Annotated in this window: 20 protein-coding genes and 10 pseudogenes; 17 read left to right on the top strand and 13 right to left on the bottom strand. The window is 67.0% G+C overall.

Annotated features, from left to right (window positions below; genetic code table 11):
* Nucleotides 1–15 precede the first annotated feature (15 nt).
* The 4 genes and pseudogenes from HEP85_RS38795 to HEP85_RS38810 form a co-directional block, all read left to right on the top strand.
* Nucleotides 16–354 carry a hypothetical protein gene (locus HEP85_RS38795; protein ID WP_211118142.1) on the top strand — a complete coding sequence of 113 codons (339 nt, stop codon included), beginning with the start codon at nt 16–18 and terminating at the stop codon, nt 352–354.
* A gap of 54 nt (nt 355–408) precedes the next feature.
* Complete coding sequence (locus HEP85_RS38800) at nt 409–1,536, top strand: NADAR family protein (RefSeq protein WP_168532053.1); 1,128 nt, start codon at nt 409–411, stop codon at nt 1,534–1,536.
* Nucleotides 1,537–1,687: 151 nt separating this feature from the next.
* Nucleotides 1,688–2,022, top strand: a pseudogene (locus HEP85_RS38805) (transposase); the annotation flags it as partial.
* Nucleotides 2,023–2,027: 5 nt separating this feature from the next.
* Nucleotides 2,028–2,309 (top strand): annotated as a pseudogene (locus tag HEP85_RS38810) (GNAT family N-acetyltransferase); the annotation flags it as partial.
* 247 nt (nt 2,310–2,556) lie between these two features.
* On the opposite strand, the gene HEP85_RS38815 reads toward HEP85_RS38810, so the two are convergent.
* The 5 genes and pseudogenes from HEP85_RS38815 to HEP85_RS38835 form a co-directional block, all read right to left on the bottom strand.
* Nucleotides 2,557–3,099: a hypothetical protein gene (locus HEP85_RS38815; protein WP_168532055.1), complete on the bottom strand. Its 543-nt coding sequence runs from the start codon at nt 3,097–3,099 to the stop codon at nt 2,557–2,559.
* Nucleotides 3,100–3,252: 153 nt separating this feature from the next.
* A pseudogene (locus tag HEP85_RS38820) lies at nt 3,253–3,444 on the bottom strand (hypothetical protein); the annotation flags it as partial.
* A gap of 122 nt (nt 3,445–3,566) precedes the next feature.
* On the bottom strand, nt 3,567–4,082 hold the full coding sequence (locus HEP85_RS38825) for a hypothetical protein (RefSeq protein WP_168532056.1): 516 nt from the start codon (nt 4,080–4,082) through the stop codon (nt 3,567–3,569).
* Nucleotides 4,079–4,723, bottom strand: coding sequence for a hypothetical protein (locus tag HEP85_RS38830; RefSeq protein ID WP_168532057.1), 645 nt, complete (start codon nt 4,721–4,723; stop codon nt 4,079–4,081). Before HEP85_RS38830 ends, HEP85_RS38825 begins: the two co-directional genes overlap by 4 nt.
* Nucleotides 4,724–4,893: 170 nt before the next feature.
* Nucleotides 4,894–4,998: pseudogene (locus HEP85_RS38835) on the bottom strand (IS5/IS1182 family transposase); the annotation flags it as partial.
* Between HEP85_RS38835 and HEP85_RS38840 the strand changes: the two are divergent.
* The 3 genes and pseudogenes from HEP85_RS38840 to HEP85_RS38850 all read left to right on the top strand — a co-directional run.
* Nucleotides 4,978–5,456: pseudogene (locus HEP85_RS38840) on the top strand (IS110 family transposase); the annotation flags it as partial. The pseudogenes HEP85_RS38835 and HEP85_RS38840 overlap by 21 nt on opposite strands.
* A gap of 195 nt (nt 5,457–5,651) precedes the next feature.
* On the top strand, nt 5,652–8,954 hold the full coding sequence (locus tag HEP85_RS38845) for a hypothetical protein (RefSeq protein WP_369658032.1): 3,303 nt from the start codon (nt 5,652–5,654) through the stop codon (nt 8,952–8,954).
* A gap of 26 nt (nt 8,955–8,980) precedes the next feature.
* A complete protein-coding gene (locus tag HEP85_RS38850) occupies nt 8,981–9,826 on the top strand; it encodes a hypothetical protein (RefSeq protein ID WP_168532059.1) in 846 nt (281 codons plus the stop codon).
* 73 nt (nt 9,827–9,899) lie between these two features.
* Here HEP85_RS38850 and HEP85_RS38855 read toward each other — a convergent pair whose 3' ends face one another.
* Nucleotides 9,900–10,058: a hypothetical protein gene (locus tag HEP85_RS38855; protein WP_248002291.1), complete on the bottom strand. Its 159-nt coding sequence runs from the start codon at nt 10,056–10,058 to the stop codon at nt 9,900–9,902.
* Nucleotides 10,059–10,118: 60 nt separating this feature from the next.
* Here HEP85_RS38855 and HEP85_RS38860 point away from each other — a divergent pair, with 60 nt between their 5' ends.
* A complete protein-coding gene (locus tag HEP85_RS38860; protein ID WP_248002292.1) occupies nt 10,119–10,481 on the top strand; it encodes a hypothetical protein in 363 nt (120 codons plus the stop codon).
* An 8-nt stretch (nt 10,482–10,489) separates the two neighbouring features.
* On the opposite strand, the gene HEP85_RS38865 is transcribed toward HEP85_RS38860, so the two are convergent.
* The 4 genes and pseudogenes from HEP85_RS38865 to HEP85_RS38880 all read right to left on the bottom strand — a co-directional run bounded on the left by HEP85_RS38865 (nt 10,490) and on the right by HEP85_RS38880 (nt 13,073).
* Nucleotides 10,490–11,146 carry a transposase gene (locus tag HEP85_RS38865; RefSeq protein WP_248002560.1) on the bottom strand — a complete coding sequence of 219 codons (657 nt, stop codon included), beginning with the start codon at nt 11,144–11,146 and terminating at the stop codon, nt 10,490–10,492.
* The gene (locus tag HEP85_RS38870; protein WP_248002561.1) at nt 11,038–12,102 is read right to left on the bottom strand and encodes an ISL3 family transposase; all 1,065 of its coding nucleotides are present in this window, start codon (nt 12,100–12,102) and stop codon (nt 11,038–11,040) included. Before HEP85_RS38870 ends, HEP85_RS38865 begins: the two co-directional genes overlap by 109 nt.
* Before the next feature lie 145 nt (nt 12,103–12,247).
* Nucleotides 12,248–12,391: pseudogene (locus HEP85_RS38875) on the bottom strand (IS630 family transposase); the annotation flags it as partial.
* A gap of 75 nt (nt 12,392–12,466) precedes the next feature.
* Nucleotides 12,467–13,073: pseudogene (locus tag HEP85_RS38880) on the bottom strand (alpha/beta hydrolase).
* 209 nt (nt 13,074–13,282) lie between these two features.
* Here HEP85_RS38880 and HEP85_RS38885 point away from each other — a divergent pair.
* The 7 genes and pseudogenes from HEP85_RS38885 to HEP85_RS38915 all read left to right on the top strand — a co-directional run.
* A pseudogene (locus HEP85_RS38885) lies at nt 13,283–14,139 on the top strand (IS5 family transposase).
* Entirely contained in the window at nt 14,136–14,534 is a 399-nt protein-coding gene (locus HEP85_RS38890) for a type IV toxin-antitoxin system AbiEi family antitoxin domain-containing protein (RefSeq protein ID WP_211117739.1), read from the top strand. Before HEP85_RS38885 ends, HEP85_RS38890 begins: the two are co-directional and overlap by 4 nt.
* 106 nt (nt 14,535–14,640) lie before the next feature.
* On the top strand, nt 14,641–15,762 hold the full coding sequence (locus HEP85_RS38895) for an IS701 family transposase (RefSeq protein WP_369658157.1): 1,122 nt from the start codon (nt 14,641–14,643) through the stop codon (nt 15,760–15,762).
* A 325-nt stretch (nt 15,763–16,087) separates the two neighbouring features.
* Nucleotides 16,088–16,957 (top strand): hypothetical protein, encoded by an 870-nt coding sequence (locus tag HEP85_RS38900; protein ID WP_168532061.1) that lies wholly within the window; start codon nt 16,088–16,090, stop codon nt 16,955–16,957.
* Between the two features lie 90 nt (nt 16,958–17,047).
* On the top strand, nt 17,048–17,380 hold the full coding sequence (locus tag HEP85_RS38905) for a hypothetical protein (RefSeq protein ID WP_248002293.1): 333 nt from the start codon (nt 17,048–17,050) through the stop codon (nt 17,378–17,380).
* A gap of 198 nt (nt 17,381–17,578) precedes the next feature.
* On the top strand, nt 17,579–18,577 hold the full coding sequence (locus tag HEP85_RS38910; protein ID WP_168532062.1) for a YdcF family protein: 999 nt from the start codon (nt 17,579–17,581) through the stop codon (nt 18,575–18,577).
* Between the two features lie 358 nt (nt 18,578–18,935).
* Nucleotides 18,936–19,766: pseudogene (locus HEP85_RS38915) on the top strand (IS21 family transposase); the annotation flags it as partial.
* Nucleotides 19,767–19,788: 22 nt separating this feature from the next.
* Here the strand turns inward: HEP85_RS38915 and HEP85_RS38920 are convergent.
* Nucleotides 19,789–20,029, bottom strand: a pseudogene (locus HEP85_RS38920) (IS21 family transposase); the annotation flags it as partial.
* Between the two features lie 174 nt (nt 20,030–20,203).
* On the opposite strand from HEP85_RS38920, the gene HEP85_RS38925 reads away from it, so the two are divergent.
* Nucleotides 20,204–20,635, top strand: a complete 432-nt coding sequence (locus HEP85_RS38925; protein WP_168532063.1) for a hypothetical protein — start codon at nt 20,204–20,206, stop codon at nt 20,633–20,635.
* Nucleotides 20,636–20,906: 271 nt separating this feature from the next.
* Here HEP85_RS38925 and HEP85_RS38930 read toward each other — a convergent pair whose 3' ends face one another.
* Nucleotides 20,907–21,821, bottom strand: a complete 915-nt coding sequence (locus HEP85_RS38930) for a transposase family protein (protein ID WP_369658158.1) — start codon at nt 21,819–21,821, stop codon at nt 20,907–20,909.
* Nucleotides 21,822–22,317: 496 nt separating this feature from the next.
* Here HEP85_RS38930 and HEP85_RS38935 point away from each other — a divergent pair, with 496 nt between their 5' ends.
* Nucleotides 22,318–22,905: a DUF4240 domain-containing protein gene (locus tag HEP85_RS38935; RefSeq protein ID WP_168532064.1), complete on the top strand. Its 588-nt coding sequence runs from the start codon at nt 22,318–22,320 to the stop codon at nt 22,903–22,905.
* A gap of 1,110 nt (nt 22,906–24,015) precedes the next feature.
* Here HEP85_RS38935 and HEP85_RS38940 read toward each other — a convergent pair.
* Nucleotides 24,016–24,948, bottom strand: a complete 933-nt coding sequence (locus HEP85_RS38940) for a methyltransferase domain-containing protein (RefSeq protein ID WP_168534500.1) — start codon at nt 24,946–24,948, stop codon at nt 24,016–24,018.
* Nucleotides 24,949–25,378 lie beyond the last annotated feature (430 nt).

Here is a 25,378-nt window from a genome sequence, read left to right on the forward strand (position 1 = left end):
TCTGTTGCCGTGGGCATGACTTGCTACAACACGGGTAAGCGATCGCGGCTGATCTACGCAGTCCGCGAATACCGCGGACGCAAGAGCCAGCCCAAGGACATTGGCAAGACCGAACTCGAACTCGGCCGCTGCCTGCGCCTGCCTCAAGAGGGGCCCTGCGAGTGCGACCTCTACCTGACCTGCGCGAAGTTCGTCACCACACCCCATTACGCGCCCCGGCTGCGCGAACGACTCTGCACCGAACAGCAACTGGTGACCGACGCCGAATCCCGCGGGTGGGACCGCGAGGTCCAGCGCCACCAGCGCATCATCAGCCTCTTGGACGACCTCGGCGAACCCCACGCTGAGCTGTAACCTCAGCCCGAATATCCCGATCTTGTGGGAATGCGAACAGCTACCCTGCTGCGCATGGCGATAGGACAGCGGACGTGGCGGAACGTGGACGGCGCGCGCATTGAGGGCACGTGGCGGCATGCCTTCATCCGCAACGGCGGGAACTACTTCCTCACCGACCTGCTGATCTACGCCGACGGAATGGTCGACTGCTGGGGGCTGGAGACCCTTGAGGGCTTCGCCGGCAAGCTCGCCTCTGGATGGGTCGCCACTGACCTGCCCGAAGGTGCCCGGGCGTCGGCCCACCACCTCGCCTCGTGGAAGTTCGCCGAGCCGAAGAGCTGGCTGACGCCCGAGATGCTGCTTGGCGAGGTCCGCGACGACATCGACAACCTCAACGGCCGTCCGGACTCCACCCGTCGCTGTCTCGCCGCCGTCGACGTCTTCCGACAGCAGCCGACCGAGGCCAACCGGACCGCGGTTCGAGAAGCCTATGAAGCCATCCCGGAACACCTGCGGAGATACGCCCTGGGCGACATGGACCGCAAAGACTTCCCTCTCCGTGTGATCGTGACCGGCCCGGGGAACCAGATCGAGCTGTGGAACGGGAAAACCGTCGACGTCACTGAGGAGATGCACGCCTCAGCCTTGGAGTACTTCGCGGAGCGCGAGCAGTTGCGGAAGCAGCACGAGACGAAGACACCCGCCGACGGCCCGACTGAACCGGTCGAGAGCAGCGTCCATCTCAACCAGGTGGTCTTCCCCCGCGGCTGGCCCGAGAACCCGGGCACCCTCGTGCTGCGCAACGAGTTCCCCGCGCCGATCGTCATGGGCAGCCGGACCTACCCCACAGTTGCGCACGCCTACTGGGCGCTGGCGGTTGCCGACGAACACCGACAGACCGAGGTCCTCGGTGCAGAAAGGCCGTATGACGCGCAGAAGCTCGCCGAGGATTCCACACTGCGCGACGACTGGCCCCAGGCTCGCGTCGCCGTCATGACCCGCCTGCTCCGCGCGAAGTTCCAGCAGCACCCCCAGTTCGCCGAGACGCTGATGGCCACAGGCGCCACCCGATTGATCTACACCGAGATCGGATCGAGCTTCTGGGGGCAACGCGGGCTCGAAGGACGGAACTGGATGGGCCGACTGCTGGAGCTGACCCGCTCCGAACTCGTCGCCGCCAAGCTGGACATCCTGCAATGACCGACCGGAGTGGTCCGTCGCGGATCGCCTCGATCGCGTGACACACGACCGTGTGAATCCGCACCCGTCGATCATGAAAGTGTCCAGATAAACTCACCGTTGTCGACGGCGGCAGAATTTGCAGAAGATCGGTTGTCCCCACTGCGGCGCGACGGCTCACCGCCGCTTCACCGAGTGGACGAAGGCCCGCGTACGGGCCAAACTCCACCGCCTGATCCTCGACGAACTCGGCTCTCGTGGGGAGCTGGACTGGACCCGTTGCGCGATCGACTCGGTGAACATGAGAGCCCTGAACAGGGGAGCCTGACAGGTCCGAATCCTGTCGATCGAGGCAAGTACGGCTCGAAGATCCACCTGATCACCGAGCGGACCGGTCTGCCCCTGTCCGTCGCAGCCTCCGGGGCGAACCTCCACGACAGTCAGGCGCTGATTCCGCTGGTGAAGGGGATACCGCCGACCCGCTCACGGCGCGGGCGCCGACGACGCACGAGGGCCGGGTGGCCGGCGCCATCGGGCCGATGGAGACCATGCCCGACGCCGCCGGGACCGTTCGCCTCCTGCCCCAGTACTTCGGCATCCTCCCGCAGCACCGCGGCCGCGGGTACGGGAGGGCCCTGTGGCGCGCAGCGATGCACTGGGGCCACGAACACGGCACGGACTACCAGATCCTCCAGACCACGGTCGGCGGCGCCTCCGACTGCCTGTGCGCGGCGGAAGGCCTTTCGTCACTCGGAGTCGCGCAACAGGCGGAGGTGCTGGCCAGCGGGTCGTAAGGCCGCTGGAGATCCGAAATGTTGAGCTGGGAGGCCAGCGAGCAGTACGTCGCCAAAACCCAAGCAGTTGTAGCCAACGTGCTCGCAGACCCGCCAGCGCGAAAATAGACTGCTTCATTGACTGCTGCTCTTGGATCTTCAGACGAATTGCACGGTAATGTCACAAATCTGACCGTACGACAGGTCTCACTGGTGCCGAGGCCCGCGGCGCGGGCCTCGGCTGTCCCGCCTCATCGCCGATCCGGACCTACGGTTCTTCCGTTCCCAGGGCGCGCCGTGCGGCCCGCTGGAAGGCGCGGTCGGGACCGCGCTTCGCCTGCCACGCCTGCTCGAAGCGTTCGGAGTGCTGGTCGAGTCGGCCGTGCCCCTCCCGCAGTGCTGCTGCGAACCAGTCCAACCCGGCTTTCTCCCACTCGTACATCGCCACACGCAGCTCGTCGGCGGCTTCTGCGGCGGCAACCGGCCCAGCGACAGCTACAGCAGCGATCGCGGTGCTGAACCGGGTCCAGGTCTCGTGTACCTCGGTAGAGGCTGCCCGCCACTGCTCTGGCGTGGACTGCTCGGTTGTGACCAGGTTGGCGAAACGCCACCACGCGTTGGACAGCAGTTTCGTACTCGCGATGCACGCACCGTACGCCTCACGACGCGCGGCTTCGCGCCGATGCTCGCGGTCGGCCTGCACTTGTCGCTGCTGCTGACGCCCTTGACCAAGCCCGGAGACCCAGCCACCGGCCACGGCTCCCACCGCCCCGACTGCCGCGCCCACCAGCCCGACCACGCTCGCATCCATGACCGCGCATTACAGCGCAGATCGGGCGCCATGGCCAGACACCGGGGAAGTCGTCACGTTCTCCGATCACCAACGGTGCTGCAGGCACCGGACGGTAGGGTCACCCGGCTGCGCAGGACCGGGGGCTTCGAAAGCGTCCCTCCGGACAGCATGCTGCGGGCCGGTGCTGTCGCCGGGGAGGGGTTCGCCGGCATCGGGGTCGACGGAGATGATGACCAGGGCGCGGTCGAGGCGTGGATCTCTGCCTCGCGGGTGATGTTCTCCAGTTGCTTGGCGGACCGCGTCGGCGGCCGCGGGCTCTAACTGCTGCCGGGCGTGGTCGGCGGGGGCCAGCTGTTCGCTCATCGAGGGCTCCAGGGGCAGAACTGGCCCGTGCTCGAACGGCTTCGGCCGATCCGGCCCCGGGGAGAGTTTTCGACGAACCGGCCCATACGAGGAGTGTGAAAGAGGCGCACATGCTCATCGGCTCACATCTCAGGCGCTGTCACTGAGCCGACAGTCTCGACGCCGACGGCCTGTGCCCACGCCGAGACTGCGCTGCGGACGCGGTGCCCCCAAGCAGGCAGGTTGACTCGCCAGTCGAGGGTGAGTTGTTCCGCCTCCACCACGCCGAAGTTCTGGTAGCAGTCCGCGAGCAGAGCAGCGGCAGCCCGAACGAGCCCGGCGCCGCCCTCCGCCGCGGCATCGAGCAGGACGCCGGCCCGCCCGGTGGCCGTGTGCTGCTCCACGGCGCTGAATACGATCTGCGCACTGCTCGCGCGGCTGCTGGCCAGCCCGCAGGCCACCTGATTCGGTCCGGAACTGAGGGTCAGGCGAGCGGTTGCCGTACCGGAAGCCCCCGCACGCTGTGCTGCGTGGCCGGCCAGGTCTCTCAGGATGGCCAGGACCCTGAGCACCACACCGTCGCTGTCCCAGCTCTCCGCCGCGTGCAGCAGGGCGCTGTCGGAGTCCGTGAACGCATGGACGACGGGCCCCGCGGTCACCCACGCTGCAGTGCCGTCGGCATGGAAGTGCGCGACGTGCCGTGAGCGGGAATCGCCCTGCGAGGCGATGAACCGCCTGGCCCCACGCCGAAGGAGCGAAAGACGTCCCGGCCGAGGAAGGGGAGTTCGTCCGCTGCCAGTTCCTCGCTGAAGACGCCGAACGACGCACCGTCGATCGGAAAGGCCCCGGGAAGGTCGGGAGTGAGGACCACCGTGATCTGGGGCCCCGGGAGCGCGCGGCCGTCGCCGGTGACGGCCGCGTAGGCGGCATCGAGGACCTCGTGGCGGCCGGCGGCAAGCGCTGTCGCGGCGGCGATGGCACGCTTGACCTGAGCAAGGTTCATGAAAGCCGTCTGATTGTCGTTCCGGTAGGGGAAGCGCAGCGTGCCATCACGCAGATCCGTCGTGCCGAGGATCGCGTGAGGAGTGCGGGCGCTGGGCGGAACGGAGATGACCACCAGGCCGCGAGGCCGGGCCGCGGCGGTATCCTCGGAGACGAAATGGATGTCGCATGCGACTGGCGGGTCCAGGCGAAGGACCAGTGCCTCCCGGTAGTTCTTGCGGAGCTGGTCGGACAGCGGCTCCGGATTCGGATGCCGCGGAATCGACGTCGTCCGGTCCTCGCGCAGGCCCAGGATCAAGGTTGGCGCTGCTGATCGCATCGGCTGCCCTGGCGGCATGGGGTGCTCTGGGACCCGCTGCCGAATTCGTCACCTCGACGACTATGGGAACGCACGCGACGGCGCGTGCTGACAACGACGGGTGTGTGTACAACAACAGCAGCAACTTCTGCAACCCCACCGGTCGCGGCAAGGGCCCGGATCTTCGCGTGGGACCGGTTCACCGCCTTCTGGCCTGCGGAGAGGATCTCCCACGGTCCCCGGCACGGAATGCGGACCGTGCCGCCTGCACCGCGGCCGACAATCTGGCCGAGGCGGTGGAGGAAGCTTTACCCCAGCACCCGGACGCTGAGATCATCCTCAGCTTCCCCGGACTCGGCATCCAGCTGGGCGCCCGGGTGCTCGCCGAGATCGGAGACGACCGCAACCGCTTCGCCGACGCCCGCGGCCTGAAGGCATACGCCGGCGCCTCACCCATCACCAGGGCATCCGGCAAGAAGTCGAACATCACTCGCCGGTGGGAACGACCGCCTCAACCACGCCGGCTACCTCTGGGCCTTCAGCGCCATCACTGCCTCACCAGGCGCCAACACCCACTACCGCAGGCGCCGCGACGGCCACGGAGACTCGCACGCAGCCGCTCAGAGGGAACCTCTTCAACCGTATGCTCGGCCAGCTCTACCACTGCCTTCAGCACCGCAAGCTGTTCGACGAGCACACCGCCTTCCCCGTCGAACTCGCTGCCGCAGCTTGACGTGTTGAGCGCCTGAGGTGTCTATACGGTCACAGCAGGGACGAACCGGCCATGCTCCCCTTCAGCGTCGGAGCTGTGTTATCCGGAAACGGGCCCCGGGATCCTCGCTCCTTATTTACAGTGGCTCTCCGCAGGGCGCACAGATCGGGGACGACAAACATGGGTGGGCAACCGGGGCTTGACTACCGTGCGTTGGTGGTGGGAATCGAAGGCCAACCCGACCCTTTGGACGACGAGACGCCACCCCGCCCCTGGGCGCGGCTGGAGTACGCCCCCGAGTACACCCAGCGGATCCGCCGGGCCCTCAACGCCTTTGGGTACAGAGCACTAACTCACCCCCAGGACCCTACAAAGACCGCGGGAGCACTTGAGCAGGCCGTCGACACGGTACTGGGCTCCGGCCCCGGATTCGTCGTGGTGCACCTCCTAACCCATGGCGATCTGGGCCAAAGTGGTGCGCTGTATCCTATCGGTGGGGACTACGTACGGACCCGAGTCGATGTCGAGCAGTGGCTGAAGTTCATTGAGGACGCGCAGCCACCGGAGTCCGCGCCTTATGTGCTGTTCCTCTTGGACTTGTGCTATGCCGGTGCCAACGCACGGAATCCCTGGCATAACGAGATCCGCACGGATTCCCGCAGAGCCTGGGTAATAAGTGCCAACGAGGTCGGCGAGGAGGCCTGGCAGGGGTGGCTCTCGCTGGCCATCGCCGAGGTGCTGGAATCGGTCCTCGACAAGCGTATCCGCCTTGACCCGTCCACGCCCTACTTTTCCCTCTCCGAATTCTGCAGGCACATTGCCGAGCGCGTAGAGCTCTATCAGAGCGAGGCCCCAGAGCTCAAGCGCATGCAGCGACCGCTGTGCCCGACCCCCGAAATGGGTTCCGCTCTCAATCATCTCGCGTTCCTACCGAACCCCAGATACGTACAGGACGCGCCCGAGAGCTCCCGTGCAAGAATCGACCCTGCGGCCGCTCCGCTCCTCGATGAGGTGGCGGACGAAGAGCACTTCTTCGGTCGGGCATCGGGGACAGAACTGATCCTCGACCAGGGCGACACGGGTCTGTTCCGCGGCCGGAAGCAGGAAGCAAGTCACCTGTCGACTTGGCTGAATGGCAAGGGTGGTGACCTGTGTTTACTCACCGGCAAGCCCGGTGCGGGAAAGTCCGCATTGCTGGGCACCCTGGTATGCGCCGCCCACCCTGCTCTGCGTAGAGAGAAGAGCCTGCTCTGGCAGTCGCTCGCCGAACCGCCCTCGGAAATCGCCGAATTGGCGGTGGTGCACGCACGTCAGCGTTCGGTGACTGAGGTAATGGCTGCGCTGGGCCGCCAATGGAAGCTCGGTCAGGTTCGGACGGCAGAGGAGGTCGTAACCGCACTCGACGGAAGCGTTAGCCGACCGGTGCTGGTCTTGGACGCGCTGGACGAGGCGGAGCACCCGCGTGAACTAATGGATGCCCTGCTCACTCTTAAGCCGGTCTGCCGGATGCTGATCGGCGTACGCAGTGAGCGTTTGCGGTTCGCTCCGCTGTTCCGGCGCGCCCGCCAGGTCAACCTCAACAAGGTCTCCCGGTCTCAACTCCGCAGCGACCTGCGCGATTACGTGCATGCCGTCCTCGCCTTCTCGTCGCGGTATTCGCCCGCCGGGCTTGAAGAGGTCCGCGCCAAACTCGCGGACAATATCGCGCGGACATTGGTGCGGCATCGGATCCGAGGTTACGGCGAGTTCTTGGTGGCAGCCTTGTACTTGCGGTCCGTCGTGAACCAGCCCGATCCTCCGGAGGTACCGCGTACTCTGGACAAGCTCCTCGATCTGACGCTGTATTCCGCAGGACGGAAATCTACCCCGTGGCTGAAAGAGGTGCTTGCGGCCCTGGCACACGCCCACGGATCCGGCATGCCGGAGGGGGTAGTGCAGGCGGCGGCCAGTGCCTTTGCCACCGGCGAGAGACCGGATATCGAACACATCCGCGCGGCGTTGGACGAAGCCCGCTTCCACATACGCCGCGACGTGGACGCTGAAGGCAGAACCGTGTACCGACTCTTCCATCAGGGACTAGCAGACCACCTGCGGTCTCAGCCGGACGGGGTTCTCACGCGACTGCTCGCACTCACTGGCACACCTCACCGCTGGCACACCGCCGACCCTTACCTGCTCCGCCATGTTGACCAGCACGCCGCAGAAGCAAGCCGCCTGAAGGAACTCCTGAACGACCCGCAGTTCTTGGTGCATGCCGATCCGGATACACTCGAACCCCTACTGCACCCTTCCCCTCGGTCGGCTGCCCGAGGTCTGCCCGTAGCCGAATTGTATGGCGAGCACTTCGCCATTCTCCGTCAACGCTCACCTGCCCAGCGCCAGCAGACTCTGGCCATCGCCGCCGTCTCCGCAGGCTGGGACGATCTGGCCAAGGCCCTTCTGGACCAAGGCCCATGGAACGCGCGTCGGGTCGGCGACGCCGGGACGCATGTTGCCCGAAGCGGTGTGATTTCTCACGACGGAGTCCCTGAATTTGCGCGGCTAGACGCGAACATTTACGCCCTCCAATCGATGGAAATCAGCGGATATGCCCATGTACTCGCAGGAATTGACGGGGGCGTAGTCCACACATGGGGCCTCAGCCAGCGGACACGGTTCGGCAAAGACCCAGATTCCTATTGGTGCCGTCCTGTGACGGGGGTGGATCTCGCGATCCTGGACGGCCGCCCTCTCGGGTTCTCGGTACGGATGGCATACGCCGAAAGCCGTTCAACCCTCTCCACGTGGGAACTGCCAAGCGTAGAACCCGTACGACACGACACGATCGATGGCCGGCTGCTCCTTTTCGACCTCATTTGCACCACGGTGGAGGGCAGGCCCATAGCAGTGCTGTGCGGCCGCAAGGCCCACCGGCTTGGCCGCGACACCGGTGTGCTCCTGCTGTGGGACCTCGTAGAGCACCGGACTCTGGGAACCCCATTGACCTGCGGCAGTGGATGGCCATCCTGCGTTGCCACAGCGAAATTCGGTGACCGGCCCTTCGCGGTCACCGGGGGTAGTGATGGAGCGGTGCGCCTGTGGGACCTGGAAGCCTGGGCGCCGGCACAGGAACTGAAAGGCCACCGCGGCGCTGTCTTATGCATCACCACCGCCACTCTCGACGGCCGACCCTTCGCAGTCACCGGGGGTAGTGATGGAGCGGTGCGCCTGTGGGACCTGGAAGCCTGGGCGCCGGCACAGGAACTGAAAGGCCACCGCGGCGCTGTCTTATGCATCACCACCGCCACTCTCGACGGCCGACCCTTCGCAGTCACCGGGGGTAGTGATGGAGCGGTGCGCTTGTGGGACCTGGAAACCGGCGCTGAACGGGACACTATCTGGCTGCCTCGCAAGCCGTCGAGCCTGACGGTCACCACCGACGGAACTCTCGTGATTGCGCTAGGCGACACTCTCATCGCGCTCAATCCCGGCTCCCATCTGCCGCCCCTGCGCCCCCTGAACCCCTTCACTCACCCCTGATCATCCACCTCCAGGAGCTCACCTTTATGTCACTGATCGTCGGAGTTCACGGCATGGGGAACTACAAGTCCGGCCACAGGCCCGAGGAGGTCGCCGCCTACTACTCGAAGACCTGGACCAAGTACCTCTCGGCACACGGCTCGGCCCTTCCCGACGACGCGCTGGCCTTCGCCTACTACGCCCACCACTTGCGCCAGGGAATGCCGGTCTCCCACGGACCAGAGGACGACGCCCTCGACCGCCTCATCCCAGAGGAGGCTGAGCTGGCAGATCAGTGGATCAACGCACTCAAACTGAATGTCCCTGAGCTCACCGCACAGGGCCGACTTGGCATCCCACTCCGGAACATCGTCACCGCCCTGGCCAGACACTTCAGCTTCGACGGCCGGCTCACCCGCGGGTTCATCGCAACGTGCCTCCGCGAGGTCAACATGTATATGCGCCACCCAGAGGCCCCCGCCCGCCTAGCGGCCCGCGAGGAAGTCGCCTCGGTGATCGCTGCCCACCAGCCGCGGATCGTGATTGCCCACTCACTGGGCTCAGTTGTCACCTACGAGGCACTGCACGCTCATCCAGAGTTGCGCGTCGAACTGCTGGTCACCGTCGGCTCGCCACTTGCTCTCCCGCACGGAATTTTCCAGCGCCTGCAGCCCGCCCCGGTCGAAGGGCGCGGCAGCCGGCCACCCGGTGTGGGTCGCTGGATAAACCTGGCCGACCACGGCGACCCCGTCGCTATTCTGCGCCCTCTGAAGAACTACTTCTCCGACGTCGATATGGACCTGACCGAGAGCCTGCGGCTCGTCGACATCCACTGCGCGAAGGCATACCTTCGCAGCCCGGCTCTTGCGACAGCACTGACACCGTACCTGTAGGACTTCTTCCACGCGCGCCGACCGCTTTGCGGTAAAGATCGACACGAAGAGGTCGTCTCGGTTGGTGTGCTGCTCACATTCCACGCTCCGGCCCGTAGGTCACCTGGGTGCGTTGGCCCGGTCCTGCGGGCGGGTACTCCAGCTCGACGGGACCCGGGTAGAAGACAGTGCTGTCCCAGCCGGCCATCTCCTTGCCGATCAGGTAGCGGTACAGCCACTCGGCGAAGGTCATCGCGTGTCCGACCCAGTCACCTAGCATTAACGCCTTACTTCGGGGTCTGGCATAAGTTCCGTGACCCGGTTGCTGACCGTGACGTCAGTGGCATGTGTTGAGATGACGGAACTCTGTTCGCCGACTTGCTGGGAGATCGTCTCGATGCCTGGTGCGTACCCTTCCCTGACGCGAGCTCTGGCCGAGGCTCTGGTTGATGTGCTCTGGTTCGTCGAAGGCTGTGAAGACGAGCAAATGGATCCAGACGACGCCGTCAAGGTGCTGGACGGCGTCGCTCACGTCGTGAGCAAGCTGTCACGTGAGCAGCAGGACGAGTTCCTCGGCCTGCTCGCCACCATGTCCCGCAAGGAGTCTGATCCGCCGCGGCGAGCGTTCCTGGAGGCGTTTCCAGACGGCTTCGGAGTGGTGGAGGACGCGGTCTGACCGCAGCCTCAGGAGAGCAGGACCCGCTTACGCAACATGCCGAAACCGGCGCGGCCGAACATCTGCCGCTTGAGCATCTTGATCCGGTTCACTGCTCCTTCGACCGGGCCGGAGTTCCAGTCGGTGGTCAGCCCGGCGGTCACCGCGTCGAAGTCGCTCATCAGACCAGCGGCGAAGCTGTTGATGCCGGGCAGGCCGGCGTCGCTGGCCTCGGTAATCCACTCGGGCAGGCGGGTGCCGCTGAGGGTGGTGAGCATCTCCGCGGACGAGCCGGTCAGCTCTGCGGCGGAGGCCAGTTCCGGGCAGCGGTCGAGCACAGCCTCGCCATGCAGCTTCTCTTCCTCGGTCAGGGTGGCGGGGTGCCGGTGAGCCAGCCGGTCACTTGCCGTATCGATGGCGGCGGTGGAGCGGGTGTGAAGCCCCCTCGCTGGGGCAGCTCGCGCCGGATCCAGTCGCGTACGAGGGAGTAGTGGCCGCGGAAACCGCGTGCGGTGATCTCTCGGTGGAGAGCGAGGATGGTCACGTTCCCGTCGGCCTCGGTCCAGCGGTCGGCCAGTTAGGTCTTGAACGGGTCGAGTTTGCTGGGGAGTTGGCGCTTGCGGCCCTTGACCATGTCCTGCCAGCGGGCGGCTCGGGCGTACCGCTGGACGGTGTGCCGCCCCCAGCCCAGATGGCGTGCGATGTGGCGGAGGCCCACGCCCTGGGCGAGGAGATCGTGGACGAGGGCGTGGTGGGCGCGAGCCCGTTCGGCGAACCTGCCGGTCGGATCGTCCGGTTCGGTGTCTTCGCCGGATGCCGCCGCTACGGGCGTCTCCCACGCGGGCTCGGGTTCCGGGGCAGGTGGCGGCAGGTCACGCAGGCAGGAGCGGTGGCCAGCGACCGTCTTCTCGACCGCCGAGGCGAGGTTCTGCCAGAGATGGAAACGGTCGGCGACCTGGAGGGCCTGGGGCGCGGCGGTGTCGGCCGCCTCCGCATAGGCACCGGCGCGGTCGCGGCAGACGACCTCGATTCCCGGGTGGGCCGCGAGCCACAGGGCGAGGGTGGCGGCGTCACGTTCGGGCAGCAGGTCGAGGACCTGATGGGTTTCGGCGTCGATCACGACCGTTCCGTAGACATGTCCGCGCCGCAGCGCGAAATCGTCCACGCCGACGGCGCGGGGCTGCGTGGCGGCCGGGTCGGGCAGGTCCATCACCCGGCGCAGCAGCGTGGTGCGGCTGGTGGTGATGCCCATGACCTGGGAGAGGCGGGCACCGGCCCGGCCCGCCAGGGCCAGCCCGATCGCACTCATCGTCTGCCGCAGCCGCTCGGTGACCCGGTCGTGGCGGCGGGTCAGCCTCGGCACCTGCTCCACGAACGTCCGCCGACCGCATGCGGTGGCCGGGCAGAAGAACCGCCGGACCCGCAAGGCGAGTTGCGCTCTCCGCCCGGCAGCGGGCAGATCAGCCGGAAACCGCAGGTAGGAGCTGTGGACCCGTTCTGTCCAGCGGGCGCAGTCAGGGCAGGCGGCTCCGGCCGGCGTGCATCGCGCCTCGATCCGTATTGCCTCGCCGTCTGTACTCACGGCCACAACCGCGACACCGGGGACCGACGGGAACAGCAGCTCGCACAGCTTGGACAACATCTCGTTCACGGCCACCGAATGTCAGCCGCACCACCCGCACGAGGAGCGATTTCAAGGCGAGTTCCGAACCCTCCGAACGGAGATCAACAACTACATGGAGTCACCGGCTCACGGAACTTGTGCCAGACCCCGAAGCAAGGCGTTAATGCCACGGCATACCCTGCACGGACAACAACACCATCTGGGCCCGCCGCCAGGTCACCACCGATCCACTGCCTCTGCTGATGATCCGCAGCAGCCGTCGGCCCTCATCGTCCTCGATCTGTCGAACCTGAACTCTGTCGGCCACGCCGACCAGTGTTCGCTGAACGCGCCGATCGGGAACGGATCCCGATCGGCGCGTCGCGGACTGCAGGCGGCGCTGTCAGCCCAGGTGCCGCGTGAAGAACCGTAGTGTGCTGTCCAGTACGAATGCCGGGATCTCCCCGTGCTTGCCAGGGTTGGCGTGCAGGGTCTTTTCGGCCGACGCCAAGGAGTCGAACAGCGTCAAGCTCTGGGCCCGCGGCACCCGCTCATCGTCCCACCAGGAACTCCACCGGGACGGTGATCCGCGCGGCAGCCGCCGCCGACGCCAACGCCCCGCCCAAGCCCAGGACCGCCGCACGAACCCGGGGTTCGGCGGCTACGAATGGAACGCCGAGCCCGCACCCCAACGACACCCCCCAATAGCCCACTGGACCAGCACCGACGTACTCGAGATCCTGGACCGCGTCCAAAATGGCCTGCCATTCCGGGACGGTCTGGCGAGCCACGAGCGCCTGGAAACCGGCGATCAGCGGAGCCAACTCCTCCCCGGCCTCCACGCGAGCCTGGTTCTCGGTTGCCATCCGGTTGTACTCCTCCTCCGTCGGCCGGTCACCATGGCCAGGCACATCGACCGCCACCACCGCGAAACCGCACTCCGCCACGAAGCGGTGCGCACGGCGCAGGATGTCGGGAGCTTTCTTGTGCTGGCCGCCGCCGTGTCCCATCAGGATGAGGGGCCGAGTACCGACGGCACCTTCTGGCGTCCAGAGCACGCCGGGAATATCGCCGAGGGTAAAGAGCTGTTCGCAGACGCCGTCGGACGACGTCTCAGAGGACGTTAAGTCCCGTTTCTGATGATGTGGTGTCGCCCGTTCGTGGGTGATGGGACAGTTCCGCCCTCGGGTCATGTCGTGTGCATGATGAGGTCGTGGGCATGGAACGGATGCCGTACGCAACCGACTTGTCCGACGAGCAGTGGGCGTTGATCGAGCCGCTGGTCACCGCGTGGAAGCAGGAGCGGGTGGCGCGGTCGGCGACCGGGGACCCGGGCTCCTGCGACCTGCGCGAGGTAGTGAACGCGCTGCTCTACCAGAACCGGACGGGCTGTCAGTGGCGGCTCCTGCCACACGACCTCCCGGCCTGGTCGGCGGTGTTCTACTACTTCACTCTGTGGCGCCAGGATGGTCTTGACCAGCGGATTCAGGAGATCCTGCGCTGCCAGGTGCGGGAGCGGTCCAGACGATTAGAGGACCCGTCCCTGGTGATCATCGACACCCAGTCCGTCCGCGTGGCGGCCGGGGTGCCGAAGGAGACGACGGGACTGGACGCGAACAAGAAGACGCCTGGCAGGAAGCGGGGACTCGCAGTCGACGTGCTGGGCCTGATCATCGGTGTGGTGGTCCTGGCCGCGAGCGCCCACGACAACGAGGCCGGCATCGCCCTGCTGGACCAGGCGGCCGAACGATGTGGGATGCGCCTGGAAAAGGTCCTGGTCGACCAGGGTTTCAAGGACGCTGTGATCATCCACGGGGCGGTAAAGGACATCACCGTCGAGGTGGTTCGGCGCAACCCCGACGACGAAGGCAAGGGCTTCGTCCCGCAACCGAAGCGGTGGGTGGTCGAGCAGGCCAACGGCACCCTCATGCTGCACCGGCGCCTCGCCCGCGACTACGATCACCGGCCCGACAACGCGGCTTCCCGCGTCTACTGGGCCTCCACCGCTTAAGCATGCTCCGCCGCCTCACCACCCCTGCCCCCGCCTGGCGGGACGACGTGGAGCTGGCCGCGTGAACGTCAGCGAACTCCTGCGGCTGCTGCAGGCCGAGCACGATGAGACCGCCGCACGAGCCGACCACCTGCGCGAGCAGATCGTGCGGCTCACCACCGGCCTCGCCGAGACCGAAGCCCGCCTGGCCGAGCTCACCGCGACTCGCAAGGTCATCGACGGCCTCACCCCGCCCGATCACGCAACGGCCTTCGTGGAGACCGCCACCGTCTACCAGCGCATCGTGACCACGTTCAACGAGCACCCTGGGAAGGTGTTCCGTGTCCGCGACCTGCACGAGCACCTCGGCCTGCCCACCGACGAGCCCTCGATCAACGTCACCCGCTCCCGCCTGGGACGACTCGTCCGTCAAGGACTCCTCGAACAACCCGGACGCGGCCGCTACCAGAAACGGACTTAACGCCCTCTGAGAACTGTCTGGGCTGTGATCCGGGCAGCCTCCCGGCGTGATCGACGACCCCGCGGACGCGGCCTGGGACCGGGAACTCAACGACCTCTTTCTCCGTATCGGGCACCGCTTCGGCCGCGCCGACCTACGACGCCGAATGCGCGACTACGTCCGCGCCTTGCTCGGTCCGGTCGGCCGCAAGAACGGCTGGCAACTGGCCGAATACGCAGGCCACCACACCCCTGACGGCCTCCAGCGGCTGCTGAACGGGGCAACCTGGAATGCCGACAACGTCCGCGATGACCTGCAGATATACGTCGCCGAGAAGCTCGGTGAGGACAGCGGGGTTCTCATTCTCGACGACACCGGCTTCGTCAAAAAGGGCATCACGTCCGCAGGCGTGCAAAGGCAGTACTCCGGCACCGCTGGCCGCACCGAAAACTGCCAGATCGGCGTCTTCGCCGCCTATGCCACCACCCGCGGCCGAGCCTTGGTCGACCGGGAGCTGTATCTCCCCAAGTCCTGGACGGACGACCGCCAACGCTGCCGCGCCGCGAAGATTCCCGACGAACGGACCTTCGCCACCAAGGGCGAGCTGGCCAGAGCCATCGTTCTGCGCGCACTGGCATCGCCACTGCCCATCGCCTGGGTCACCGCGGATTCCGCCTACGGCCAGGAATGGCGCTTTCGCCGCATGCTCGAAGAAGTCTCCGTCGGCTATGTCCTGGCCGTCCCGAAGTCCCAGCACGTGCCCCGCTTCGGCCGCATCGACCATCTCTTCACGCAGGCGCCGGACGAGGCATGGGAAAAGCGCTCGTGCGGCGACGGCGCCAAGGGCCCACGCGTCTACCACTGGGCAGCCGTCCAACTCCCTGCCATCGAGGACTTCGACGGCGAGACGCCCACACACCAGCGCTGGGCATTGGCCCGTCGCAGCGTCACCAGGCCCGATGAAATCGCCTACTACCTCGGCTATGCGCCCGTGGGCACGGACGTCGACCAGCTGGTGCGGGTCGCCGGCCGACGGTGGGCCATTGAAGAATGCTTCCAGGCAGCAAAGAACGAGTGCGGCCTGGACCAGTACGAAGTCCGCCGCTACGTCGGCTGGATGCGGCACATCACCCTGGCCATGCTCGCCCATGCCTTTCTCGCCGCAACGGCAGCCCAGGCGGCCTCAAAAGGGGGTGCAGAAACGGTTCCGACACCCTGGTTCCACTCACCGTGGCGGAAGTCCGCTTAAGCTCCTGGCAACTCGCCCCACCCCAAGGCCAGGCCGAGCGCTTCGCCTTCACGCGGTGAGCTGGTCACGATGGCGACGCAGACGCCAGGCCGTCGCCCGCCACTGCCACTACCGGAAACGAGCTCACTCGTTGGAGGGGCGGTCCGCCAACACCGCCCCTGACCTACCATCAGCCAACTACACTCCCGACGACGCCTCTGACCAGGCCAGATAGCGAAACGCTGCTGGAGTACTAGTACTACAGCAGCTAATCGTGATCATGTGTGTGTTGTGGATCGACTGGCCAGGAGGGTGACTGCTCCGGCCTTGCACCTGAAGGACGGGCATGGGGAAGCGTGACGAGACGGCGCCGGACCTGCTGAATATTGGTGATGCGTACACGTTCGACTGTGGGCTGAAACTGAGCTTTACCAGCTTCCAGGCTCCCGACATGGACGAGAAGTCGCTCCAGGAGAGGGCTAAGGATGAGGGGATGCGCGGACCGAAGGGTTCCCTCAACTTCTTTCAGGTCAACGCCGTTGTGGAGAATGTTGGCTCCAAGAAGCTCACGTTCGACCTGCACTACCAATACCACTACGCACGCGTCGGTGATCCGGCCCGCAAGGCTGCGGGGCTGGACGATCTTGACGGCGCCTTGTTCGATGTGGTCCTCCATCCGGGGCGCCGCCTGGCGGGGTACTTTCTCTTTGCTTCGAAGACGGAATGGGGAGACCGCGTCGAGGTCGACTCAAAGATCTACCTCGAGCCCAGTCTCACCACGCTGTCGAGCGTATGGAGAGGACGCCTGCCCGGCGCTCCCGCCGCTCTAGAGACCACGCCCCGCGCGCAGGCCGTGTCTCAGCCTGTGAGCGCGTCCGCCGCAACGGTCGCAGCGGTCCAAGCGGAGATGCGCAAACGAGATGAGGGCAGGCGAATTGCGCTGGAGAACCCGCGACTCGCGCTCGAACTCGGCATCGGGGACCCAGATCGGCATGCTGGCTTTGATGACGGTGGACTCATCGACATCAACGGCGTGGCAGCCGAGACCCTGAGCCGGGCGTTCCGTCTGTCCGCGGATGCAGCCTCACGGATCGTCGGCGCTCGGGCACGTGTCGGCGGAGCCTTCACTAGCGTGGAGGAGATCGTTCTGTACGCCGAGCTCAGCTCACGCGAGGAGCAACTTTTGCAGGAGCGGGCGGTCGTTCTCCCCTGGTGACTGCGGCACTAGACTGACGGTGTCGCTGGCTTCGGGCCGGACACATGCCGCTGGTTGAGGGCCGGACTCCTGTACGTAGGAGGTCCCGACATGTCGTGGCCGCTCATCGCCAACGCGGATGTCATGCGCGTCACTCGCCTCGACCAGTGCGGCAACCCACTCGCGGGCCCTGACAACGGGTACGTCTTCGACTGCTTCGCCAGCCTCGCGATGAACAACAACAGCGACGACGGCGATGACATCGAGTACAAGGCGGCCAACGGCCGGGTCTGTGGCTACAAGAAGGGGTGCCCGACCTTCCGGGGCTTCGACCTGGAGCTGAACGTGTGCAGCGTCTCCCCGGAGCTGATCGAGATCCTCACCGGCAATCCCGTCGTCCTGGGCTGGGACGTCGCCGAGGTCCTGCGCTCCTGGTGCATCTGACCTGGGCGACGGGCGTACGCCGGTCCGGGCTGATCGCGTCGGCGCCCGCCCGCGCACGGCGCGCCCCGACGGGTCTGCGAGGATGTCCGGCGGCGTCCGCACCGGGCCCCGCAACGGTGCGCGGGTCCGGAAATGCGCAGGCGGCGACGGGCGGACGGGGTCGGGCCCGGCGGGCGGGAGAGCGGAGTGGTGAGGGACGTGCCGCAGTACCCGGAGTACGTTGCCGCAGCGGTGTTCGCCGTGGGCGGCGTCGTCCATGCCGTGCTGGCGCCGCACCGGTTCTCCACCGCTGTCCTGTTCTGCCTCGCGGTGACGTCGGCCGGGCTCGGCGAGGCCGCCCGCAGTGCGGAGACTCACCCCACCGTCGTGACCGTGCTCGCCGTCGCCGCCCTGCTCATGACCCTCGCGCTGGGCCTGCTCCTGCTGGTCGACAGCATCGTCCTGGTCCGGCGCTACGGACCGCAGGCGTCCCTGCTGGCCGCCGGCGCCGCCGGCTGCGCCCTGCTGGCGGTGCTCGGCCTCGACGCGGTCGTCCAGACTGCCGGGGGCGAGGTGGCGGGTGCCCTCATGGTGGCGGTGAACGCGGCCGCCGGATACCTCAGCCTGCTCTTCCTCGCCTTCACCGTCTACGTGTTCGTTTGGGGCCGCAGCACCCCGCCGCCCGAGACTACTCATGTCGTCGTCCTGGGCGCCGGGCTCAATGGCGACCGGCCCGGTCCGCTGCTGCGCCGCAGGCTGGAGCGGGCCCTCGCGGTCGACGACGCCGGCGCACCGGACGCAGACGGTGTGGTGTTTCTCGTCTCGGGCGGCCAGGGCGACGACGAGGTGCGCTCCGAGGCGGACGCCATGGCCGACTACTTGCGCGCACGCGGGGTGCCTGCCGACCGGATCGTGCGGGAGGACTGCTCCGTGAACACCGGGCAGAACCTCCGCTTCAGCGCGGCTCTCATGGACCGCACCGCTTCCGGGCACCGTGCCACGGTGGTCACCAGCGGCTTCCACGTCTACCGCACCGCCCTGCTGGCCCGTCGCGCCGGCGTCCTTGTCCACGTCGTGGGGGCGGCGACCTCTCCCGCGTACTGGCTCTCCGCGACCCTGCGTGAGTTCGCCGCCGTCCTGTGGTTGGACCGGCTGCCCCTGATCGGGCTCAGCCTGCTGCTGGCGGTGCCTGTGGCGACAGCGGTCTTCCAGCGCTGAGCACCCGTCGCGCGTGCCGCCCCGGGCAGCAGGGTCGGCGTGACTTCGCCAGCAACCCGCGCCCGCGCCGAATGTGGCTCAGTGAGCCCATTCCAACTTCAGGCGACAGCCGATCGGCGCTGTGTCACGGACATCTGGTAGACCCTGGCTATGACGTTCTTGGCGGTGGTCGAGGGTGATGCGGGCGAATGGCGCATCGATCGGGGTGCGCTGACAGACGCGATCCGTTGTCAGAGGACACGGCAGACTCCCCGCTGGCGGTCAGTTGGCCTCCCCGCTGGTGGACATGAAATCTCCCCGGTGACGGACAGCTGATCTCCCCGCAGACCCGCCCAGCCCATCACACAGAGTGGGCGGGGTGAAGAGCGATGAGGAGATCATGGAGATTCTTGAGGCCTACGACCTCACCGGTAGTTACCGGAAGGCGGCCGAACTGGCGGGTTGCGACCACCACACCGTGCGTCGATACGTGCAGCTGCGCGGACAGGGGGCCGACCCGACCGAGCGCGCGGTGCGGTCGAAGCTGATCGACGACTTCCTGCCGAAGGTCGAGGAACTGGTCGAACGCTCCCGCGGCAGGGTCGGCGCCGACGCTGTTCACAAGAAGATCGCCGCGATGGGCTTCACCGGCACCGACCGCACCACCCGCCGGGCCGTCGCCGCGGCGAAGGAGTCCTACCGGGCCGGGAACCGCAGGGTCTTCCGGCCCTGGATACCCGAACCGGCGATGTGGCTGCAGTGGGACTGGGGCGAAGGCCCGCGCATCGACGGCAGACGCACCAGCCTGTGGTGGGCGTGGCTGGCCTGGTCCCGCTTCCGGGTGGTCATCCCCGTCCTCGACAAGACCCTGCCGACCGTGGCGGCCTGCCTGGACGCGACGTTCCGGCAGCTGGGCGGGGTCCCGACCTACTGCCTGACCGACAACGAGAAGACCGTCACGATCGAGCACGTGGCCCGGATCGCGGTCCGCAACCCCGAGCTGGTGCCGATCGCCCGCTACTACGGCACCGTCGTCAGGTCGTGCATGCCGGCCGACCCGGCCTCGAAGGGCGGCACCGAGGCGACGGTCCGAATCGCGAAGCGGGACCTGGTCCCCACCGCGGTCAACCTGCGAACCGAGTACGCCGACTTCGCCGAACTCCACGAGGCCTGCGAGGACTTCATGGCCGAGGTGAACGGCCGGATCCACCGCGAGACTCACCGGACATCGAGCGCGGGTGGCGGGCGACCTCGGCCGCGCTGCCTGCGGTCATCGCGGTGACGATCAGCTCGTCGCCGTGGAAGCGGACCCAGACGCGCTCGTCGACGAGCTGGTGCGGGACCGAGTAGCGGACCGACTCGACCGAGATGGTGGAGTCCTTGCCGACACGGCGGGTCTCGCCGAACGCGGCGGTGAACGGTTGCTCGGGCACCGTGAAGCCGCAGCCGTTCCTCGGCCAGTAGTTCGGCCGGGCCGGGCAGTCCGCGGATCGCCGACGAGCACTACCCCGCCGCCCCGCGCGGCGAGCGCACCCCGAAGCCGACGAACCCGGACGCTGCGACGCCCCGCGCTCCCGGGGACGGGCATCCTGGTGACGCGCTTTTAGGCCGTGTATCGGAAGTGCATCGTGCACGTAGGGTGTCGGCATGTCGCTGAGCCACATAGCCCTCTCATCTGGACGTTCGATCGAGCTCACCGAGCTGCGAATGTCTTCGACCTACGGAGGGATGCTGGAGGGCTACCCATGCAAGCCCATCAACGACATGAAGGTCAGGAGCCTTCAGCGGCAGGCTGAACGTGCGTTTCCCTCCGCGCCGGTACACCTGGTTCCCCCCTCCCGCGAGTACCCGGACCAGACTGCCGGCGCCTTCGGCCCCGTTGAGGTGCTGCCTCCCGTGGCCTGCATCGGCGCCTTGCGCTCGACAGCGGTCGCCCCTGAACTCGACCCGGCACTGCACCGGTCCGCTCTCACCGTGGTCTGGTTCCAGACCGGCTTGGATGCCCCGTCGGGCAAGGACGCCGACCTTGTGCTGCGCAGCATTCGCTGGGAGGAACTGGCCCAGGACTACGAGCTCTAGCGGCGGGTGCCGATCACAGCCACTCGTTGATCGCAGCGATCAGGACGGTCGCCTCGTAGCGGACCGCAAGCTTGTCGTAGCGCGTGGGTGCGCGCCACGAGGCGCTATGGAATCGAGTGAGGTGAGAGACCTTCACCGCCGGGTTGTCGCAGCAATCTGGCTGAAGCTGGGGGCAGTTCGGCTCGGGGGATGCCGAGTCGGGCGGTAGGCCGCCCTTACGAGTTGGTGCGTGATAGCGGGTGAGGCGTGTTTGCCTTGGTCACGGCCGCCTTCAGATGCTGGTGTTGCGGTCGGAGACGAGGCCGGCGATGGCTCGGTAGGTGTCGGGCAGGCGGTCGCGGCGATGTGTCCAGCGGGTCAGTTGCTTCCAGCGTTTGTGATCAGCGAGGGCGTGTTCGACGGTGATGCGGTCGGAGGAGTGGCCGTGGCGGTCGTGTTCCCACTGTTCGACTCTTCCGGGCAGTGCTCCCGGCCGTGGTTTTCTCGGCGGTGTGATCGCTTGCCCGCGGTGGTCGCGGCTCAGGCCCAGGTAGCCGTCGTCCAACAGGACCTCGACGTCGGGGAAGTGCCGGAAGCAGACGGCGATGCCTTCGTTGCGGGCGGCAGTGGCGTCGTGCATACGCCCAGGTCGCAGGGCATCGGTCCATAACGTGCGGCCCCGCCAGTCGGCGATCACGGTGGCCTTCATCGTGTTCTGCTTCTTCTTGCCCGAGACGAATGCGCGGCGGCCGCCGCGGCCGGCCGGTGGCCGGCGGACCTGGATCTCGGTGGCGTCCAGACGCAGCTCGACACCTTCGGCCTGGGCGTAGGCAAACACATCCGTCAGAGTCCGAAGCCGCAGGCCGGGACGGTCCGGAACCGCGCACCCCCGCTCCGCCAAGAGCGTGGGCACCTCTCCGATCGCCCGGGTGACCGTGGAACGGTCGACACCGAACAGCAGCCCCAGCACCGAGTGCGGCAGGTCGTGCCGCAGGTGGATGAGTGTGGCCACCAACCGGTCGACGAACACCAGCTGATGGCGGGCGCCGGCACCTTCGGCCCGCTTGCGGGCCCCGCCTCGCACAGCATGGCGACGACCCTCGACCCCGGCCTGCCACGGCTCGGCCAACTCTTCGACCAGGCACGCAAGATGACGCCGGGAGAGCCCCGTGAACAGTCGATGCGCCAGCACCGCCCGATTGACCATGATCGCCACAACCGGATCATGCCACCTGCGTGACACGAAACCTCACCCGCTATCACGCACCAACTCGTTAGTCCGGGCTCGCGGCGCTGGGCCTGCATACCGGCTGGGCGTGCCTCTCGGCGCGGAGCGTCGCTCCGGCGTTGTTCGGGAGTAGAGCGAGCACCTGTGCGGATGTCAACGCCCCCGCCAACACCCACCTCGTCCGTGGCGAAGGTTGCCGAACTCATGGCTGAGATAGGGCCGGGGCTGCCAGCCGCCCGCCAGGCTGGTGCGGTGTCCAGCAGCTGGCCACGGCATGGCGAGAATCCAGGTCCGGCCGGTGCGGACGCTGCAGTTGCGCAGGCTGCTGACAGGGCTCCAGATCACACTTGCGGGAGCGGACGACAAGCTCGCCCGGATCGACCGGCGGGTTCCGCGAACCGTTGACCTCTCAATGCCTACTGCCACGACCGGCACCCTGGAGTCGGCTGTCAGGGCCAGGTGAGAGGGTGCGGCCATGAACATCGACGAATTCTGGACCGTCATCGAAACGGCGCGCACCGACGCCGCTTTGGCCTCCGGAAACCCGGGCCAGGTGTTCGCGTCGGCCCTGGTCGAGCGGCTCGCGGCGACCTCGGAGCAGACGATCCTCGAATACCAGCAGTGCTTCGATCAGCTCCACGGGGCGATCTACCGCTGGGACGTGTGGGCTGCCGGCTATCTGATCGGTGGAGGCTGCTCCGACGACGCCTTCATGGACTTCCGCGCAGGCCTCATCGCCCAGGGCCGAGAGTGGTACGACCGTGCCACTACTGCACCCGATGTTCTCGCCCAGCATCCGGACGTCATCGCTGCGGCGGCCGAACGCAGCGACGAGGCGCTGTTCAACGAAACCGTCAACTACGCAGCCTCATACGCCTACGAGCGCATCAACGAAGACGAGGACGACTGCACCTTCTACGACGACTACGACCAGTTCTGTGGCCCCCGAGCCAACCACGAGCCAGCCGACATGGGCGAGAGCTTCGATTTCGACAACGCCTCGGAGATGCATGCCCGCCTTCCCAGGCTGGCCCAGCTCTTCCTTGATCACGGAGACGACTGAGTTCGCGGAGCCTCCTCACCGCCAAGTTCACAGAACGAGACCCCAGACCTCTTCGGCCCGGGGTCTCTCTGCGCTCTGTGGGGATCTCCGGCCGGTTCAACGATCCGTCGGCCAGGAGCGTCACGCCCACTGGACATCGGGTTCCCGCAGAACATGGAAATGCTCCTCGCGGAACCGGGCTGTCTCGATCCGGCAGTCGAGGCCGTGCTTGTAGCCGGAGCCATTGGCGTTGACCATATGGCCTGCCGTCGTGGGGGGCTGTGCCCGTGCTTCGGCTCAGCCATCACTCGATCAGTGGCCATCCTGAAAAAGTTCAGGGGCTGCGCGACTTCGGCGACGAAGTGTGCCGGAGCAAGACGCATCCGCACCCGGCCGGGCCCACGGCGGTAGAGAGCATGTCGGTCGTCGCGGACGGGCTGGGCACGCGCTCCGACAGCCGCACCGCGACGGAGCAGCTGGTCCGGATCGGCGTGCCGTACCCTGCACTACGTCCGGCAGGACCACGACGTCGAGGACGCCCGGGAGATGGACATGCTCGACCGGCTGCGCCTGAGCCCCGGGCTCGGGGACCTGATCCGGCGCCACGCGCGCGGGATGCGGTCGGGGGCGTCGATCACGTCGATGTCGACGGTGATGGGCCTGACCGTCGAGCTGCTGGAGGACCCGGTCGAACTCGCCTCCCCGCACGCCCGACCCGCACACCACCTGCGGCCGGGCCGAGATCTCGCACCAGACCGCCGCCGAGGGCGGCGCCGGCACGTTATGGGCGACCGTGCCGGTGGTCTGGGGTGGCGAGGTGAACATCGTCTGCGCCGTCGGCCATGCAGACTTCGGCACGCCTACTGAGGCTGCCTGGCTGTATGGAGAACTGACGCCGAGCACGTCGCGGGGCGTGCTTCTGCATGCACCTATCTGGGCGTCGGGTTCCGCGGTGGCGAGTGGTAGCAGTGCAGATATGCGCCTTCGACGCTGTCGAAGATCGGGTAGGGCATCCTCCAGATTCTGGGAATTGTGGGTCCGGCGCGGGGGCTTTCCCTGCGGCGGGGGAGCTGGATGGGTTGGTTTGCTCCCGCGCCGGACGCTGGTGCCTGCCCGGTGACCTGACGTACGTCAGCCGGACCACCGGGCAGGGGTCGATGCCGCCGGTGGGTCTGCTTGGCCGCTGAGGACTATGCAGACGTGGCCGGCGTCGAGGGGGTAGTCGGTTCGCTGCGTCCAGCCCGCCCCGAGGCTGCGGATCTGCTCCACGGTGAGACCTCTTGCCCAGGGGGGAGGTGGCGGGGCGTGCGGGCTGGTTACCGGGATGGTGAGGTGGAGTTGGCCCTTGGGCGTCAGCCAGCGGGCGGCGTCGACGAGGAAGCGTTCCCGGTCGAGGTAGGGCAGGGTGTTGCGGCACATGATCACGTCGAAGGTGCCAGGGCGCAGGCTGGGCGGGATCGCCCTAGCGTCGAAGTCGTGCTGGGCGTAGTGCAGGTTCGATCCGGAGCCTTGCCAGCGGGCGAGTGCGAGAGCGGCCGGTGAGGCGTCCATGGCAAGGACGCCGAGCTTGGTGATGCCGTGGAAGATGCTGGCGAGGATGGCGGCGAGCGCGAGGTAGGGGTTGGCGTGGGCGCCGGCGAGGCGGACCTCGAGGCGGGTGTGTTCGCGGCGGCCGGCGACGCGGACGGCGCAGGTGCGGTTGTCGTAGCCCCAGGTGTAGTTGACGGGTGCGAAGGAGTGGGGGGCGTAGCGCTTGTAGGAGTTGGGATAGGGGGCATGGAGGAGGGGTGCCATCTCTGGGAGGGCGTCGAGGAGTCCGGCGATGGACTGCTGCAGGACGTCGGGGAGATCCGCGCCGACAGGCATCCGGGAGGCGGGTGCGTTGTCGTGCCAGAGGGAGACGTGAAAGTGCAGTCCGGATCCGATGCCCGTTTCGGGGGCGGCCATGAACGTGGGTGTCATCCGGTGCCCGGCGGCGATGGCCCTCACGGCGTGCTTGTGGACCGTGTAGGTGTCGCACTGCCGCGCCCCGGTGGCGTACGCGCAGTGGAGGCCCCCGAACAGAGAGGCCGCTGGGGGTGTTTCCGGGGTGGCCCGACATCCTGACGACTCCTGTCATGACACGAGCATCTCGCCCCTGACCAGCAATTACGGGGCAGACCTTGAGATGGCTCGTGCATGGCTCGGGGGAATCGGCTGTTCGAGCCGCCACCTGACGGCCAGGACGTCAGACAGGACTGACATGACATCTGAAACTGATCGAAAATGATCGAAGTCCGCTTCGGTAAAGATCTGTTCACGATCCATACGAATCTTTTGCAGAGGCAGTTCCTGCTGTCATGATCACTCCCGCTGCAACCGCAGTCGGAGGCACCGTGGCCTCCAGCCTCCTTGTATCAACGGCCGTCGACATCGACAGACGGCCGAACGGAAGGACCCGGGATTGAATTCCTCCAGCAACAGGGCTGCGTCCCCACAGGGTTCGCACCGACGC

Source organism: Streptomyces sp. RPA4-2 (assembly GCF_012273515.2).
Taxonomy (GTDB): Bacteria; Actinomycetota; Actinomycetes; order Streptomycetales; family Streptomycetaceae; genus Streptomyces; species Streptomyces kaempferi.

What these genes read in the sequence shown, in the direction of transcription:
- HEP85_RS38795 (WP_211118142.1), top strand. Translation starts at nt 16, where the DNA reads ATGACTTGCTACAACACGGGTAAGCGATCGCGGCTGATCTACGCAGTC.
- HEP85_RS38800 (WP_168532053.1), top strand. Translation starts at nt 409, where the DNA reads ATGGCGATAGGACAGCGGACGTGGCGGAACGTGGACGGCGCGCGCATT.
- HEP85_RS38815 (WP_168532055.1), bottom strand. Translation starts at nt 3,099, where the DNA reads ATGGATGCGAGCGTGGTCGGGCTGGTGGGCGCGGCAGTCGGGGCGGTG.
- HEP85_RS38850 (WP_168532059.1), top strand. Translation starts at nt 8,981, where the DNA reads ATGTCACTGATCGTCGGAGTTCACGGCATGGGGAACTACAAGTCCGGC.
- HEP85_RS38855 (WP_248002291.1), bottom strand. Translation starts at nt 10,058, where the DNA reads ATGACCTTCGCCGAGTGGCTGTACCGCTACCTGATCGGCAAGGAGATG.
- HEP85_RS38870 (WP_248002561.1), bottom strand. Translation starts at nt 12,102, where the DNA reads ATGTTGTCCAAGCTGTGCGAGCTGCTGTTCCCGTCGGTCCCCGGTGTC.
- HEP85_RS38900 (WP_168532061.1), top strand. Translation starts at nt 16,088, where the DNA reads ATGGGGAAGCGTGACGAGACGGCGCCGGACCTGCTGAATATTGGTGAT.
- HEP85_RS38905 (WP_248002293.1), top strand. Translation starts at nt 17,048, where the DNA reads ATGTCGTGGCCGCTCATCGCCAACGCGGATGTCATGCGCGTCACTCGC.
- HEP85_RS38925 (WP_168532063.1), top strand. Translation starts at nt 20,204, where the DNA reads ATGTCGCTGAGCCACATAGCCCTCTCATCTGGACGTTCGATCGAGCTC.
- HEP85_RS38930 (WP_369658158.1), bottom strand. Translation starts at nt 21,821, where the DNA reads ATGGTCAATCGGGCGGTGCTGGCGCATCGACTGTTCACGGGGCTCTCC.
- HEP85_RS38935 (WP_168532064.1), top strand. Translation starts at nt 22,318, where the DNA reads ATGAACATCGACGAATTCTGGACCGTCATCGAAACGGCGCGCACCGAC.